Raw genomic sequence first — 16,766 nt, 5'->3', positions numbered from 1 at the left:
TAAGTTATTAAGTCATCAGAGTATAAAGATAAAAAGCGGGTAAGCACAATACTCAATATGACCTAATTGTTGGCCAAAAAAAAGACCGCCTAGGCGATCTTTTTTGATACTACTGAGTTAAAAAGCTTAAGTCTTCTTCAGGGCGGGCAGTAAACACTTCACAGCCATTGTCTGTGACGACCATGGTGTGCTCCCACTGCGCAGACAGTTTGCGGTCTTTGGTGATTGCCGTCCATTCATCAGGTAAGATTTTGGTCTGCCACTTACCTTCATTAATCATGGGTTCGATGGTGAAGGTCATACCTGTTTTTAGCTCGAACCCTGTGCCTTTTTTGCCATAGTGCATGACTTGTGGCTCGTGATGGAATTCATTACTGATACCATGCCCACAGAACTCGCGCACGATACTGAAACGCTCAGGCTCGACCACTTCTTGAATCGCAGCACCTACATCGCCTAGGCGTGCGCCATCTTTGACAACACTCATGCCAGCATAGAGGGCATCTTGTGCCACTTTACAGATACGCTTTGCCATAATGGAGCCATTGCCCACGATCCACATTTTTGAGGTATCGCCATAATAGCCATCTTTGATCACGGTCACATCGATATTGATGATGTCGCCATCTTTTAGCAGTTTCTTTTCACTTGGGATACCATGACAAACCACATGATTGACCGAGGTGCAGATTGATTTTGGGAAACCATTGTAATTAAGTGGCGCTGGGATAGCACCTTGTACATTGACAATATAGTCATGAGCAATTTGATTCAATGCTTCGGTGCTGACGCCCACTTTAACGTGCTCGTCTAACATTACCAGCAAATCGCTAGCAAGTTTACCGGCCACGCGCATTTTTTCTATGGCTTCTGGGGACTGGATAAGAGATTTTTTAATCATCATCATCTATCTTATAATTATGGGTTTAATGTGAGTAGATTATACCATAAATGGGTTGATGACAGTTTTACGTTAAGTGATAGCTAACCTATCATTGTGATTGATAATAATTGCTTTACAGCCAAATCAGGGCGGTTATGACTGTTCAGTCACGGTAATATATTCATATTTTGACAAATTAGTTGAATGTTACAGAATATATAAGTAATGTAATTTTGTCTGCTAAAGGGATTAGCAGCAATCTTTACTCCTTTTGGGAGGTAAAGATAACCAAAATTATTGATGACAAGGATGTTGTTATGACTCTAAAGACCTCTTTTGCTGCAGCTGTTACGCCCAGCGCATTTTTACCTTCACTCGGTGCTATCGCTGCCGGCATCCTCCTGATGACCTTGCAAACCACATCTGCTCAAGCAGCTGGACAGTATTATAACTGTGCTAATGCCAACGGTTGCAAGCTGGTTGATAGTAAATACTTCACCTCGAGTTACACTAAAACTCAGTATCCGGTCGTCATGGCTCATGGACTTGGTGGCTTCACTACGATGTTTGGGCTCGTTGATTACTTTAATGGAATACCTGGAGAGTTGATGAAAGGTGGCTCAGAGGTATATACCACCAAAACATCAGCCGTCAATAACAGTGAGATTCGTGGAGAGCAGCTGCTACAACAAGTCAAGACCATCACTGCCATTTCAGGCAAATCTAAAGTCAATCTATTTGGGCACAGTCAAGGCGGTATAGACATCCGTTATGTCGCTGGTGTTGCGCCAAAATATGTGGCGTCAGTGACAGCAGTATCAAGCCCAGAGCAAGGGTCAAAAACGGCAGATTTTGTCAAAAACACGCTTGAGCCAAATAACAATACTGGAAGCCCATCAAACATCACCACAGAGTTAGTATCAGGGCTGTTTAATTTGATTGGTGGCTTTACAGATATCGGCTCTGGTATCAGCTTCTCAGAGATTCAAGAACAAGATGGCTGGCAAACATTGATGGCGCTATCGACCGATGGTGCTGCTCAATTTAACGCTAAATTCCCTGCTGCCATGCCAACCAGTTATTGTGGTCAGCCGACTAGCACTGCTGCCAATGGCATCAAATACTATTCATTTAGTGGTGTTGGACAAATAACGAGCGTACTTGATCCTAGTGATTATATATTGGCAGTAACGGGTGTACCGTTTGCAGGCGAGTCTAATGATGGTTTGGTATCTGCCTGCTCAAGTCGTCTTGGTTATGTGATTCGTGATAATTATAGAATGAATCACTTAGATTCAGCCGATCAAGTGCTAAGTTTGACAGCATGGGGAGAGTCTGAGCCAAAATCTATTTATCGTACTCAGGTTAATCGTCTTAAAAATGCCAACCTTTAAGCTGACTTATAAGATAAGAACTCTCATTTATGTCGAATAATCGCCGTCCAGCCTATTTATCAATCGTTATAATTGCCGTGGTCACCATAGTCGTGACGGCGGCGGTTATTATGTGGTTCAAACCTGATCATACGAGTATGGCTCTAGCGCAACCAGCATCCAATGCTCTGGGCGAGGAGGCTGAGGGTACTCTATCAACTGCGCTGGCGGCGGGTCAAATGCTACCAACGACTGCGACCCAAAATCAGTCTTTATTTGTCACAGGATTGGAGCGTTTGCCGCGTTCCTTAAAGGGTACTCAAATTGATGGCGAAATCATCATTGATGAAAACAAACAGTTGGTCGTCACTCAAGGATTACGGCGTTTATTTGATTATTTTTTATCCGCACTAGGAGAGGAGGACGAAGCCGTTATATTTGCGCGTGTTGAGAGTTACATTCGTCATCACACCCCAGAGCCTGCGGCCAGTCAAGCGGTCGCTATATTTGGCAAGTATGTTGCGTATCTCAAAGCACTCCCAGAGATAGAAAAGCGTTATGGCAATCTACAACTACAAGCGACAAAAAGTGGTGAACTGGATTTAAACGCTGTGGCGCAGCAACAACAAGATGTGACCAAGCTACGTCAGCAATATTTTGCAAAGGACACCATTAGTGCGTTTTTTGGTACAGAGGATGACTATGATGACTATAGTGTAGAGATGGTCAGAATCAACCAAAACAAACAAACCTCTGAGGCACAAAAAGAAGCCGCCAGACAAGACTATATCAGCCGCTTGCCAGATAGTGTCACCAAAGCTAATATCGTGCAGCAAGCCAATCTTGGTGAGCTTATGGCTCGTACTGAACAGATGAAAGCTCGTGGCGCGACGCCTGAAGCACTATATAATATGCGCCGAGAGCTAGTAGGTGCGCCAGCAGCAAAGAGACTGGCGCAAGTAGACCAAGAGGATGCCAGTTTTGACCAGCGCTTTACTCAATATCAAACACAAAAACAGCGCTTGTTAAGCCAAAGTGCAGATCAAGCTCAAGCGCAAATTCAGGTAAACCAACTTGAGCAGCAGCTATTTGACGATGCTGAGCGTAAACGCTTGTCAGGCTATGCGGCTCTACAAGAGACGAAGACTCAATAAGCGTATTTCATTAACATTAATTAACTTACAGTGATGTAAGAGACAAGTATGCTAAAAGTGCAAATAAGTTATGGTCATTGGGAGAAGGACAGCCCACTATCTATAGCTTTAGTACAATGATATTTGTACTTCATTTGAACCAAAAGTGTTTTAAAACTATTCTAGGAGCTTATATGAAAAACATGACCAAAGCATTGATGACAGGTATTTTAATGGTGACAGTATTGGTAGGTTGCCAATCTATGTCAAGTATGACGGCACCTGCTACTGATCAGCCAAATATAACTGGTACAGACGTTATCTAAAGTGGTGGCTAATAATTTTACTGAAACCCAGATTGATTATTTAAGGTATCAGTAAGCGGCACTAGCAGTCATATGCAGTGCCACATTATAGTTATACGACATAAAAAAACCTCACTATTCAGTGGGGTGTTTTTATGTCAGCGCTCACCTAACACCATAGTCAGAGCACTTTTAAACCGCTACGGTGTTACCCGTCCTAAATGTACTCAGTGTACTATCTGCGGTCGGTCGCCTTGTAGCGATTCCAAAATTCCTTGACTATAAGGTGTATCATCATTTTAAGAACACTAAATATATCAATGTACTAATTGAGGACACGCCCTAGCTGCTTTAGACAAGACATCAGTAAGGTGTTAGCATCGTTAGTGAATAAGGTCAATAGCAAACATCCGGTCGACTTCGCATTGCAACAAAACCTCCTTCAAGTAACCACTCAATTCATAATGACAGCTCATTGTGAGTCATACAAAATATCGCCATTGTTTAAAACAATGAATAAGACAATAAACGAATCATAATAAAACCAAAATTTTCACTAGGTCTGTAAAGGGTGTATCCAGTGCAAGATTTATAGGTAGTGAAAATTTTAGGTTCAATAAGACGAGGAACTTATATGAAAAGCATGACTAAAGTAATGATGGTGGCTACCTTGGCCGTTGGTACGCTTGCCGCTGGTTGCCAGACTACCGCCAATCTACCTGCGCCTGTCAGTCAGCCAATCACTGCAGATATATTACAAGCTCATAACTGGCAGCTTGTTGATGCCAAACGCAGCAATGGTGATAAGGTAACTCAGCTATTTTTTAATCCGGCAGAACCTTTAACTTTGAATTTCATGAATGACAACGGTAGAGATTACGTGGCATTTATGAACACCTGCAACAACATGAGTGCTGGATATAGCGTTGTCAATGGCAATGTAGAGATCAAAAACGGCATCAGTACTATGATGGCGTGTCCTGAGCCACAAGCAAGTTTTGATACGGCAACCATGGCAACCGTACAAGGTAAATATAGCATCAATAACAATACGAACAATGTGCCTATCTTGACTATCCGCAATGACGATCAAGTTGCGTATTTCAAAGCTATTTCTAAATAATTTGATGATTGAGTAAGAAATCAGATATTTCGGCTGAATTTAATAATGCCTCACTAATCAGTGGGGCATTTTTTTATCCAAAATTTAGTCCGGTTTAGGATACACTAGAGTAATGTTTCTGTAATATATTTGATTTTTTTAGAGGGATAGTTTTGACTCTAGGCTCATCACTAGTGGTGCTCACTCTCTAAAACTCTCGACATGTTTATCATTAGGCTTTATTGGACATTACTCTATGCTAAGAACCTCTATGCTAAAAACATCTATGTCAAAACCCGTTATAAATAGACTGACGATAAAAACGCCCATTGCCATTACGCTGTTTGTACTCCTCACAGGCTGTCAGACATTGAACAGCACATCAGTCAATAAGCCTATTAGTACAGTTGAGACCAATCCGTTGACGGCTCGAATGCCTGTGATTGACCGTCAAGGGCGCATAGCCTACGTGGATGAGCAGGGCACAGGTGCCGCAAAAATATCGACACTGTATAGCATCCGTCCTGATGGTAGCGATCGTCAATTGATTGATCAGTTGAAGGGTTATATCTATGCGCCTGCATGGTCTGCGGATGGTCAATGGCTTGCTTATAGTAAACAAGCACCACGTCAAAACCCAAAAATTTATATCTATGACCGAAAAAGTAAAACCCAAAGTCTAATCGTTAATGCTGAAGGCAGTAACATGTCAGCGTCGTTCTCACCTGATGGTCAAAAACTCCTCTATAGCTCAACCGTCGGTGGCAACGCAGATATTTACGAGATGCGTCTGAACGATGGCAATACCAAACAGTTGACTACACTATCAAGTACTGAGGTACAGCCAAGCTATGCGTCTGACGGCAAAAGCTTTGTCTATACCAGTGATAAAGTCCGTGCTGGACGCCCAAGCATCTATCGCTATGACTTTGCCACTGGTAATGCGATGCCTATGCCGACTAGTGGCTATGTCGCAAGTCCTCAACTCAGTGCAGACGGTCAGCAGTTAGCGTATCTCAACGGTCGCAATGCTGCGGTTATGACATTGGCTACCCGTCAAACCATCGATCTCGCAGAAACAGGACTTGATGAGCCTGCACGGTTATCACCATCTGGACAGTATGCGGTTTATCCAATGCGCAGCTCGCAAGTGAGCAGCCAAGGCACTAGAAATATAGGCAGCCTCGTCATCCGCTCGTTATCTGGCAACACAAGCTACAGTATTAATAGTGACGCTGGCGGGATGGTGCGTTCACCGATTTGGGGACGCTAATGGCGAAATCTATGTATTATAGGGTGAGATGTCTATATAATTAATAAAGAAACATAAGTTGATTCTATGGCTTAAGTTTTCATGAACATCACATAAATTTTATAAATGGCTCATCAAGATTCTGTGTATCAAAATACTATATATAAACATGCTTTATATAGAGATACTGGATTGGGTGAGCAAAAGGAGAAAGTACGTAATGCAAGAGTCGTTTTTGATATTCATCACCAAAATCAGCTTGTACCCGACGATAGTCTTTACAGGATTGGTGATGTTTGTGACCTTGTATTGGATGGTTTCTCTACTTGGTATGGCAGATATGGATACAGTAGATATTGGCGATGCAAGTGGTGAGGGTAGCAATTTGACCTCATCAGGATTTGTGTCGGGTCTGCTGCTCAAATTCGGTCTGTATGGCGTGCCGCTTATCGTTATTTTTAGCTTAATCAGTTTAATTGGTTGGTTATTAAGTTACTTCTATACCAGTTTTTTACATCAAAATTTTGATTCAGGCATCTTATATTATCTATTCGGCACCGGAGCGCTAATCTTTGTATTGGTCATCTCCATGTGGCTGACAGGTATCATCATCTCTCCCATCCGCAACAAAATAGCCAAAATACCTAGACGCAATGCCGCTAGCAATATCGGCAAAATCGCGGTTGTGCGTACCCTTAGTGTCACGGACAAACACGGCGAAGTGGAATTGAATGATGGCGGTGCAGGATTGATACTCAAAATTCGCTCAGACATTAATGATGGCTCGCTGAAACAAGGCGATCGAGTGATGTTGGTGGAGTATTTAGAGGCAGCCAATACCTATCGCGTCGCCCCTGTAAAAGAGAAGTAACCACTATAGTCACTCCACTATAAAAGTGTTACTGCGTTAACCTCGCTTGAAGTATTTGATATACATCTACACTCGGTTGCCTTGTAATACTTTTAAATTGAATCGACTATATAAATAATTTAGCCACTAGTAAGTAATTTAGTCACGATGATTCGCCATCGTTATTTTCAGCACATCATTATCGCTTTTAGCACAGAATAAGCTCACAGAATGAACAGTGATTTAGTCAAAGGTTTTAGAAGCATCTCTGGTTTATGAATAATATTTTTAGCAATGATTTAAACGGTTTTAAATTTGGTTATAGTCGGTTCAGAATAATGCAGATATAAGAATGGTGCGTGACAGGGCTATAAAGCACACGTGCTATAAAGGGTGCTATAAACAGTACATTTAACAGGCCTGATAGCGTATCTGATTTATATGGAATTGATTATGGAATGTTTTAATTAAAGGAATGGATATGGACACACTCATTATCGTCGGCGTGGTTGTAGTGCTGGCGTTTGTTTTTATGATGGTCGCACTACTGATGCTCAAGGCCTTTTACTTTAAGGTCGAGCAGGGCAAAGCACTCATTATCAACGGTGTGAGTAAAATTGCCGTACGTTTTGATGGTGGTTTTGTTTGGCCAGTCATCAACAAAAAAGAGTTGATGAGAATCTCGCTTATCACGTTAGAAGTGGACAGACGCGGTAAAGAAGGTTTGATTTGCGCAGACAACATGCGTGCTGATATCACCGTGGCATTTTATCTACGTGTCAATGAAACCGAAGAGGATGTGTTAAAAGTCGCCAAATCGGTTGGGGTAGAGCGTGCGTCAGATAAAGTCGCTGTCAACGAGCTGTTTAATGCTAAGTTCTCAGAAGCCTTAAAAACAGTTGGTAAGCAGATTGATTTCGTCAAACTGTTTGAAAACCGCAGCGAGTTTCGTGACAGTATCGTTCAAGAAATTGGTAACGATCTGAACGGCTATGTCTTAGAAGATGTGGCGATTGATTATTTAGAGCAAACGCCAAAAGCGTCGTTAGATTCAAGTAATATCTTAGATGCTGAAGGTATCAAAAAGATTACTCAATTAACGGCCTTTCAGAACGTCATCACCAACGAGCTTGAGCGTGACGAAGAACTGGCGGTTAAGAAAAAGAATGTCGAAACCAGAGAGGCGATGCTAGAGCTTGAGCGTCAGCAAGCCGATGCCGAAGCCAAACAGCAACGTGAAATCTCGTCAGTGATTGCCCGCGAAACCGCTGAAACTCGCAAGATTGAAGAAGAAGAGCGTAAAAAGTCTGAAACAGCCGTTATCTCGGTTGAGCAAGATTTGGCCATTCAGCGTGAGAATCAGCAGCGTGAAATCGAAGTAGCAGGTCAAAATCGTTTGCGTGCAGTCGTCATCGAAGAAGAAAAAGTGACACGTGCTCGTGATCTAGAAATTGTCTCTCGTGAGCGTGAAGTGGACTTGCAACGTATCGAGGCCGAACGTGCGATTGAGCTTGAGAAAAAAGAAATCGCTAACGTCATTCGTGAGCGTATCGCGGTAGATAAAACGGTCGCGCAAGAAGAAGAGCGTATCAAAGAAGTCCGCGAAATTAGCGAAGCCGAGCGTTCTAAGCAGACACGCGTCTTAGCAGCAGAAGCCGATGCGGAAGAAATCAAAGTACGTCAGGTAAAAAAAGCCGAAGCAGAAGAGCTGTCTGCCAAGCACAAAGCCGTCGAAATCACCACGCTTGCCGCTGCGAATCTTGAAGCATCCGCCAAAGATTCAGAAGCCAAAATTAAAATGGCCGAAGGTATCAAGGCAGAAGAGTCGGCGCATGGCTTTGCTGAAGCGGCTATCCAAGAAGTCAAAGCCGCTTCTTTGGAAAAAGAAGGTATTGCGAAAGCCAATGTTATCAAAGCGACTGGACAAGCTGAAGCGCAATCAAATCGTGAAAAAGGCATGGCAGATGCTGAGATTATTGCCGCTCGTGGCGAATCTACCGCTAAAGCTGAGCGTGATATTGGTATGGCAGATGCTCAGGTCATCGCGGCTCGCGGTGAGTCAAATGCCAAAGCAGAACGCGAAGTTGGATTGGTAAAAGCCGAAGTTACTCGCGCGCATTTCCAAGCCGAAGCAGATGGTTTGGTCGAGAAATTCAATGCTATGGGTAGCATGAGCAAGGAAGCACGTGAGCATGAAGAGTTCCGTATGAGTCTTGAGACAGCCTTGCAAGAAGCGCTTGCTTCTATTGACGCTGGTAAAGAGATTGCGAAAGAAAATGCTGAAGTATTGGCAGTGGCGTTACAGAAAGCCAAAATCGATATTGTTGGCGGCGAAGCGCATTTCTTTGACAACTTTGCTAAGTCACTGTCTATCGGTAAAGCCATCGATGGCCTAGCGGGTAAGTCAGACACATTGAGCGGTATCATCAATGGTGTGATGGCCAGTCAAGCCATGAAATCAAACCAGAAAAATGATGATAAAACGGTTTAATTCTATATCAGGTCGAATTGACAGAGTTAGGTCGAATTGACTGATATTTATATATCTAGCATTAGTAATCAACATTAATATCAGTAAATTATCTGTCGTGTAGGCGGCAGATTTTTTTGGCTAACTCAGGGTGATTCAGAACGACGAATCATGATGAGTTGGCTAATCTAAAAAATCAGCAGTGATGATTCGCTTTTTTAGATTAGCCAAGTGCTTCTTTACTTTCAATGATTCTTTATTGCCCAAAATTCTCTTATAGTGGATTCAGTTTAAAAGAGATACAAGGCAACCGAGTGCAGATGTAACTGTGATACTTCAAGCGAGGTTAACGCTGTAGCTCTTTTATAAAGGATTGACTATATTATGTAAAAACAGAAACGGACGAGTAATGATGGCGGACACGCAAAACTCAACAAATTCAGACAGCAACGATAACGCTAATCAAGCCAACCAAACCGATCAGGCAGTTGCTTCAGGCAATGCTTATGAGCTCATCAAAAAACGTCTGACGGAACAAGGCGGTCGTTTAGAGACGCAAACGCAGACGCTAAATAATGCGCGTCTTGAAGAGTTCGGCAGCACCCAAATGCAAGTCATCGCCCGTACTCGTATTCGTACCGAGTACAACTGTGTGGCACAGGACATGGTGCAGGTCGGCGATTATTTGCTGTTTGGCTACAACGTTTTTATGGGGCTCAAACGCGCGAGCAATATTAAAGACGTATTGTCGTTATATCGTCTGAACGAGCCAGCTGGTAATGAAGAGGAGTATCAGCTCGAAGAGGTTGACCTAAAAGGGACGTTTTTGGCTCAAGACGCCTTTGTCCAAGACTTCAATGAGCTATATCGATACTACAAGCAAACGCGCCTGATTCAAATAACGGTGAAAGACAGCAAATTGCTGTTAGCGTTTCAGATTGGCGAGCGCATCACCGATATTCGAGTGTTTCGTTTTGCGCTAGATTTTAGCCAAGGCACACCAGAGTCGGCGCAAGTCGCTTATGTGGATAATCGAGGCGAGCGTGACATTGAACTGCCGCCTGCTTATGATTTTGACTGGATTGAGACCACACGCGATCAAATGGTGAATGGCAAATATCCCCATATGAATATCTTAGACACGATATTTGTGGAAACGGTTGGTGGCGATTTGACCATCAAGATTGAGGACAATACGCAGTCAGGGCAAGGTATTTATAGCGAACCGGTTAATGACCGCACCCAGTCGCTGACGGATGCTGAGATTGCTTATGCCAAAGTGGGCAGTCTAATACTGCTTAAGATATTGCCCTATCGTGAAGAGGACTACCGTTATTTTGTTTATAACACCTTGACCGAAGCGGTGCTGCGATTGGATGCGATTGGACAGTCGTGTGTTCAGCTACCAGAAGACCACGGCATCATGTTTCCGGGTGGTTATTATCTACAGACAGGTGAGTATAAGCTGTTTGAGGCCAATAATGTTGGTGCTACTGACTTACGGTTTAAGCGTAAAATTGTATCGCCAAATGGGGAAGATGTTTTATTCTTATTTTACGACCGAGACTTGGGCGTCACGGGGCTGTTCCCTTATAACCTGATTAAAAAGCAATTGGCAAACCCTATCTATTGCAACGGTATGGCTTTGGCTGAGAATGGCCGTTTGGTGCTGTTTAGTGACCAAAGTGAGCCATCTCGTATTCACCCAATGCAAATATGGCACACGCCTTATGCCTCACATGAGTATGTCAGTGAGTTGCCCGAGAGCACGAGCTTTTATGGCAAAATCGGCAATAAAGAGCTGGTACGCGGTATCTCAGACCTATATAGCATTACTCGCCTGATTGATAATCAAAGCGTGTCACAGAAGCTCTATGAAGAGCTTACCAATAATACCAGCCGACTCTTTGACAGCTATTACTGGTTGTCTGAACCTGAGCTGAGCGAAGTCGCCAGTAGTATTAAGGAAGTGACGGCAACGGCTGAGCTGGTCATTGATGAGTTCGCCAAAGTACAAAGTATCCAGAAACAAACCCAAACTGCGCTAGCCGATGCTGATACGCAGCAAAGTGAGATTTTGCGGCAGATACGCGTCACTAGCTTTGAGTCTGCCAGTGATTATGTCGATCAGTTGTCAGCGTTAAGACGCCAAAAAGGCCGTTTGGTCAGCTTGGAAGATTTGCGTTATCTAGATGCTGATAAGCTACAAGCATTACAGACACAGTTAGAAGAAGCCGAAAGCGAGCTGGCTGAAAAGACCGTGTTATTTTTAAGCGGCGAAGAAGCGCTATCAAGCTACGAAGGCATATTGGTCGATGTCAGCGAGCGCTTGAATACCGCTGAAACCAATGCTGAACTAAAACCCGTTCTAGAAAAAATCGATGAAACAGCGCAAGGGTTAGATTTATTGACCGAATTGTTAGGCACATTAGATGTGGCCGATGCCACCGTGCGTACGCAAATCATCGATGACATATCGACCATTTATGCCAGCCTGAACCAGAGCAAAGCCAAGCTCAATCATAAACGCAAAAATCTAGGCTCTGCCGAGGCCGTCGCGCAATTTGGTGCGCAGTTTAAGCTGTTTGGTCAATCTATTGCCAATGCGTTATCAATTGCCAATACCCCTGAGAAATCAGATGAGCAAATGGCAAAGCTATTGGTACAGTTAGAAGAGTTGGAAAGCCAATTCGCTGATCCAGAGACTAATAGTGGCGATCAGTTTTTAGCCGATATTATCAGTAAACGTGAAGAGATTTACGAAACCTTTGAAAACCATAAGCAGCAATTGCTCGATGCTCGCAATCGCAAAGCGCAAAACTTAGGTGATGGCGCGCTGCGGATGCTTGAGAGTATTAAAAAACGCACGCAAAGCACAGGTGTCACAGGCTTTACAGAAGAGGAAGCGCTGAATACGTATTTTGCGGCTGATGGTCTGGTGCAAAAGGTGCGCAACATCGCAAAAGAGCTGCAAGCGATGGGCTTTAGCGTCAAAGCAGATGACATCGATGCGCGTCTAAAAGCCATTCAAATCGAGAGCTATAAGAGTCTAAAAGACAAGTCGGACTTGTTTGAAGATGGTGGTCAAATCATCAAACTGGGTAAGCATCGTTTTTCGGTTAATACTCAGCCATTAGATTTGACTTTATTGAGCCGTCAGCAGTCAGACGGCAAGCGTGTGCTGAATTTGCATTTAACGGGTACAGATTATTATGAAGTGCTTAATAATGCTGAACTAAATGCCTTGCGCCCGTATTGGGATATGAATATCGCCTCCGAGTCAGACAAGGTGTACCGTGCCGAGTACTTGGCCTATAGCATTATTGAAAGTGCTAAGAACAGCCAAGATGGACTGACCGAAACGCGACTATATCAAGCATACGATGCGACTATCATTACCCTAGATGTTAATGGTGATATTGATAATGACAGCCCGTTGTCCAAACTGGTCAAAGCTTACGCCACCCCTCGTTATCAGCTTGGCTATGACAAAGGCATTCATGACCATGATGCCACGCTGTTATTGATGCAAATACTACCGACATTGCGTGAGGCAGGGCTTCTGATTTATACCCCGCAAGTACGTGCCTTGGCACAGTTGTTTTATTGGCAGCTGAATATCGTACAGGCGCTTGGTTTAGACAGTCTGCGTCAATTTGGTTATGACAAATGGTTAAATGAATCAGTGCTGACACGTGCAAATAACTGGACGGATAGAGCCGCTACCGCTGAGCAATTGCGCCGTGCATTGGGCAGTGATACGGCTAAGTCTTTACTAGTCGAAGATATGAGCCAAGTGATGCGTCATTTTGTTATGGCTCATAATGACGACAGTCTTAGCGCTGATAACGGTACTGGCATTAATAATGGCGCTAGCAAGCAGTCAACGTCTAAATCAGAGTCAGAGTCAGATTCAAATACCAGTGATGTTCATAACGCCAATATTTTTAAACCAAGTTATGTTCAGCTTGCCTGTGAATATCTCGTGAGCGTCATGGGTCAGTCGGCAGAATCAAGTGCAGGCGCACATAACACAATAAAATGGCAAACCAGCCAACAAGCACAGCAGTTGTGTGAGCAGTTAAGTCAAACGTTGAATAGTGCTGCAGGTAGCACGCAAAATACCGCCAGTTTTGACCAACTACAGTCTTCTATCAGTAAGCTTGGATTCCAACCCAAATCAGCCTATGAGCTACTAGCCACATGGTTTCATGCACTACTTGATAAGACTTATGGTGGTACTGAGTCGGCTGATGGCACGGATGAGGCAGGCGAGACACTCAGTGAAGAGCAGCTTGCTGAGATTGAAACACAAAACGCGCTACGCAAGCAGCAATTAGAGAGTGGCCGTCATTATGTGCCTGAAGCCATTGCCGTCTTGCTTACCCAGTTAAATGATGCCCAGCGTGAAGCCTTGGTGCAACGATTGATTGATTCAGGCGCTACTTTTAATAAAGGGGCTTTTAATAAAGGGCTAAGTGCTAAAGGATTGGGCAATCAAGGTTTAAACAGTACAGGCGCAAGTGGCACACCATCGGCCTTGTCATTTTCCTCAATCACCTCGTCGGCTACGTCATCGACTACATCATTGACCAGTATTAATAATCCGCTTAATCAAGTGCAAAGTTTTGAACGTAGCACGGGTAAGGTATCGCTTGAGATACAAGTCAATAATTTGCTAGGTGAGCATATACGTATTCATCAGCAGACGTTAACCTTTGCCGTCGATGATTTCTTAAATCGTCTGCATCATCATGATACCCAAGTTATCCCTGCCTATAGACGTTATCTGGCCATGCGCTCAGAGATATTGCATGATTCAAAAGAGACGTTGCGTCTGGACGAGTTTATGCCGCGTCCACTGTCTTCGTTTGTGCGTAACCGTCTGATTAACGAAAGCTATCTGCCACTCATCGGTGACAATCTTGCCAAACAGATGGGTACGGTCGGCGAGGATAAGCGTACCGATTTGATGGGTATCCTCATGATGATATCGCCACCAGGGTATGGTAAAACTACCTTAATGGAATATGTAGCAAATCGTCTTGGCCTTATCTTTATGAAGATTAACTGTCCGTCACTTGGTCATGACGTAACCTCATTAGACCCCGAAAAAGCCCCCAATGCCACAGCAAGAGAAGAGTTGAATAAAATCAACTTAGCCTTTGAGATGGGCAATAACGTCATGCTTTATCTCGATGATATTCAGCATACCCATGCAGAATTTTTGCAGAAGTTTATCTCATTGGGTGATGGCACACGCCGTATCGATGGTGTCTGGCAAGGTAAGACCAAGACCTATGACATGCGTGGCAAAAAGTTCTGCGTGGTCATGGCAGGTAACCCATATACTGAGAGTGGTGAAGCTTTCAAAGTGCCAGACATGCTCGCCAACCGTGCCGATATCTACAATTTAGGCGATATCATGAGCGGCATGGAAGAGGTGTTTGCACTCAGTTATATCGAAAACTCGCTGACCTCTAATACCGTCCTCGCACCAATGGCCAACCGTGACTTAAGCGATGTCCATCGTTTGATTAAAATGGCAAAAACGGACAATGCAAATCTAGCCCAAGCACAAAGCAGCGATCTGACGTATCCGTATAGCACCTCAGAAGTTAACGAGATTATCGCCATTTTGCGCCATATGTTTAGGGTGCAAGAAGTCATTCTGGACGTTAACCAAGCCTATATTGCCTCCGCCTCGCAAGATGATAAGTATCGTGTTGAGCCGATATTTAAGCTACAGGGCAGTTATCGTAATATGAATAAGATGACTGAAAAGCTATCGGCTGTCATGAATGAAAGCGAGCTGAACCAGCTGATAGATGACCATTATTTAGGCGAGTCGCAGCTATTGACCCAAGGCGCAGAGAGCAACTTGCTCAAGCTTGGTGAGATGCGTGGTGTCTTGACCGAAGCAGAAACAGAGCGTTGGGCGCAAATCAAAGCCGACTTCCTACGTAACAAAGCCATGGGCGGTGAAGATGGCGATACGGGCGCGCGTATCGTTGCCCAGTTGGTCGATTTGGCCAGTGGCTTCAATGCCATCAGTAGCCAGTTTGAGACATACTTAACGAAAAACAACCCAGAGCAAATCGCTCGCTTACGAGAAGCAGGACAGCAAGCGCAACTCGATGCCCAGCTAAACGCCCAATTAGAAGCACAGAAAATCCTTGCCGATAGCGTGATCAATAATGCCAAAGTCGTCAGCGACAGTATTGATAATGGCTTTGAGAAAAGCATGAGTCAGTTGGTGCAAATATATAAGCATGATCACAATGCTGGAAAGGCGGAAGGCGAGTATCTCAAGCAAAACCAATATGCACAAAAACAGCTCATGGTGCAGCTGGTCAATGCCGTTGAACAACTGGCGCAAAAAATGGCGGATAGCTTGGTTAGCAATAATGATAATCAAACAGCCGATAGCGATATCCCTAATATTCATCAGCAGACCGCATTGATGGCAACTGCCCTCAAGCAAGCATTAGAGCCATTGACGATGCGGATGGATGAGAAGCTGGCGATTGATACCAGCACCAATCAATCTGGTAAGTTAATCGTCAATAGTCTCAACAGACTTAATAAAATCTTTGATGATTATGATTAGTAGCTGACGATTAGTCACTACCGATTAATAGCTGACGATTAACAACTAATGATTGATTATTAACGCTTATGAGCAATGCTGATGACTTGCACTTATGAATAGCACTTATGAATGGCACTATAAATAGGGCTTATGATCAAAAGACAATGGTAATATAGTCGGCAACAGCTACTTTGGATACAATGACGGCGAGTAAGAGTGCTACAAACAGTAGGTTAAGCAAGACTGACACCGTATCCGATGGTAGTGAATCGACTATATCAAACCAATGAGAAAATTATGGCGCACAAAAAGAAGAACGTCCGCAAAAAACTTTGCCCTGTCTGCGAGCGCGAGTTTAGCTGGACTAAAAAGTTGGATAAAAACTGGGAGAGCATGGTCTATTGCTCAGACCAATGCCGACGCGTTAAAAAGTATGAAGGGCTGGATCATCAAAAAGAAGATAAATAGGCAGTAACAATTAACCATAGATATTAGATATACGGCACAAAGGGGCAGATGATGGCACATAAAAAGGTAAACTTACCGCAAAAAACCTGCCCCGTCTGCCAGCGCCCGTTTACGTGGCGTAAGAAGTGGGAGAAAGATTGGGAGAAGGTGATTTATTGTTCTGAGCGGTGTCGGCGGGGTAAGGGTAAATGAGTGGAAGAGTTAATCTTCTAAAGGTGCATAAAATAGATCTTTCATTTTAAGCTCATTATTATTCGTAGAACTTGCACCCAAGGAATGATCACTAAGCCGATAAATAACGAGATGTTAGCTATCTTACTTTTTTGCTTTGTGGATAT

General features: G+C 43.7%; 11 protein-coding genes. 10 read left to right on the top strand and 1 reads right to left on the bottom strand.

Annotated features, from left to right (window positions below):
* Positions 1-109: 109 nt before the first annotated feature.
* Positions 110-904: a type I methionyl aminopeptidase gene (gene map / locus JMY08_RS11920; protein WP_189586849.1), complete on the bottom strand. Its 795-nt coding sequence runs from the start codon at positions 902-904 to the stop codon at positions 110-112.
* 296 nt (positions 905-1,200) lie between these two features.
* Between map and JMY08_RS11915 the strand changes: the two genes are divergently transcribed.
* The 10 genes from JMY08_RS11915 to JMY08_RS11875 all read left to right on the top strand — a co-directional run bounded on the left by JMY08_RS11915 (position 1,201) and on the right by JMY08_RS11875 (position 16,620).
* Positions 1,201-2,277, top strand: coding sequence for an esterase/lipase family protein (locus JMY08_RS11915; protein WP_010196527.1), 1,077 nt, complete (start codon positions 1,201-1,203; stop codon positions 2,275-2,277).
* 29 nt (positions 2,278-2,306) lie between these two features.
* On the top strand, positions 2,307-3,410 hold the full coding sequence (locus JMY08_RS11910; RefSeq protein ID WP_201593517.1) for a lipase secretion chaperone: 1,104 nt from the start codon (positions 2,307-2,309) through the stop codon (positions 3,408-3,410).
* Between the two features lie 173 nt (positions 3,411-3,583).
* Positions 3,584-3,715 (top strand): hypothetical protein, encoded by a 132-nt coding sequence (locus JMY08_RS14145; protein WP_264623034.1) that lies wholly within the window; start codon positions 3,584-3,586, stop codon positions 3,713-3,715.
* A gap of 613 nt (positions 3,716-4,328) precedes the next feature.
* A complete protein-coding gene (locus tag JMY08_RS11905) occupies positions 4,329-4,817 on the top strand; it encodes an META domain-containing protein (RefSeq protein WP_201593516.1) in 489 nt (162 codons plus the stop codon).
* A gap of 250 nt (positions 4,818-5,067) precedes the next feature.
* The gene (locus JMY08_RS11900; RefSeq protein WP_201593515.1) at positions 5,068-6,069 is read left to right on the top strand and encodes a PD40 domain-containing protein; all 1,002 of its coding nucleotides are present in this window, start codon (positions 5,068-5,070) and stop codon (positions 6,067-6,069) included.
* A gap of 199 nt (positions 6,070-6,268) precedes the next feature.
* On the top strand, positions 6,269-6,919 hold the full coding sequence (locus JMY08_RS11895) for a hypothetical protein (protein ID WP_201593514.1): 651 nt from the start codon (positions 6,269-6,271) through the stop codon (positions 6,917-6,919).
* Positions 6,920-7,379: 460 nt separating this feature from the next.
* Entirely contained in the window at positions 7,380-9,389 is a 2,010-nt protein-coding gene (locus tag JMY08_RS11890) for a flotillin family protein (RefSeq protein ID WP_201593513.1), read from the top strand.
* 388 nt (positions 9,390-9,777) lie between these two features.
* Complete coding sequence (locus JMY08_RS11885; RefSeq protein ID WP_265089751.1) at positions 9,778-15,978, top strand: DNA repair ATPase; 6,201 nt, start codon at positions 9,778-9,780, stop codon at positions 15,976-15,978.
* A 279-nt stretch (positions 15,979-16,257) separates the two neighbouring features.
* Positions 16,258-16,428 (top strand): DUF2256 domain-containing protein, encoded by a 171-nt coding sequence (locus tag JMY08_RS11880; protein WP_010196547.1) that lies wholly within the window; start codon positions 16,258-16,260, stop codon positions 16,426-16,428.
* Between the two features lie 51 nt (positions 16,429-16,479).
* Complete coding sequence (locus JMY08_RS11875) at positions 16,480-16,620, top strand: DUF2256 domain-containing protein (RefSeq protein WP_201593512.1); 141 nt, start codon at positions 16,480-16,482, stop codon at positions 16,618-16,620.
* Positions 16,621-16,766 lie beyond the last annotated feature (146 nt).

This window comes from Psychrobacter sp. Pi2-51, from assembly GCF_904846665.1.
Lineage (GTDB): Bacteria > Pseudomonadota > Gammaproteobacteria > Pseudomonadales > Moraxellaceae > Psychrobacter > Psychrobacter glaciei.
Note: the sequence above shows the minus strand (reverse complement) of the source record. Positions and strands in the feature narration are given on the sequence as shown.

Coding starts and splice junctions, on each gene's coding strand:
- map (WP_189586849.1), bottom strand. CDS start 904: ATGATGATTAAAAAATCTCTTATCCAGTCCCCAGAAGCCATAGAAAAA.
- JMY08_RS11915 (WP_010196527.1), top strand. CDS start 1,201: ATGACTCTAAAGACCTCTTTTGCTGCAGCTGTTACGCCCAGCGCATTT.
- JMY08_RS11910 (WP_201593517.1), top strand. CDS start 2,307: ATGTCGAATAATCGCCGTCCAGCCTATTTATCAATCGTTATAATTGCC.
- JMY08_RS14145 (WP_264623034.1), top strand. CDS start 3,584: ATGAAAAACATGACCAAAGCATTGATGACAGGTATTTTAATGGTGACA.
- JMY08_RS11905 (WP_201593516.1), top strand. CDS start 4,329: ATGAAAAGCATGACTAAAGTAATGATGGTGGCTACCTTGGCCGTTGGT.
- JMY08_RS11900 (WP_201593515.1), top strand. CDS start 5,068: ATGCTAAAAACATCTATGTCAAAACCCGTTATAAATAGACTGACGATA.
- JMY08_RS11895 (WP_201593514.1), top strand. CDS start 6,269: ATGCAAGAGTCGTTTTTGATATTCATCACCAAAATCAGCTTGTACCCG.
- JMY08_RS11890 (WP_201593513.1), top strand. CDS start 7,380: ATGGACACACTCATTATCGTCGGCGTGGTTGTAGTGCTGGCGTTTGTT.
- JMY08_RS11885 (WP_265089751.1), top strand. CDS start 9,778: ATGATGGCGGACACGCAAAACTCAACAAATTCAGACAGCAACGATAAC.
- JMY08_RS11880 (WP_010196547.1), top strand. CDS start 16,258: ATGGCGCACAAAAAGAAGAACGTCCGCAAAAAACTTTGCCCTGTCTGC.
- JMY08_RS11875 (WP_201593512.1), top strand. CDS start 16,480: ATGGCACATAAAAAGGTAAACTTACCGCAAAAAACCTGCCCCGTCTGC.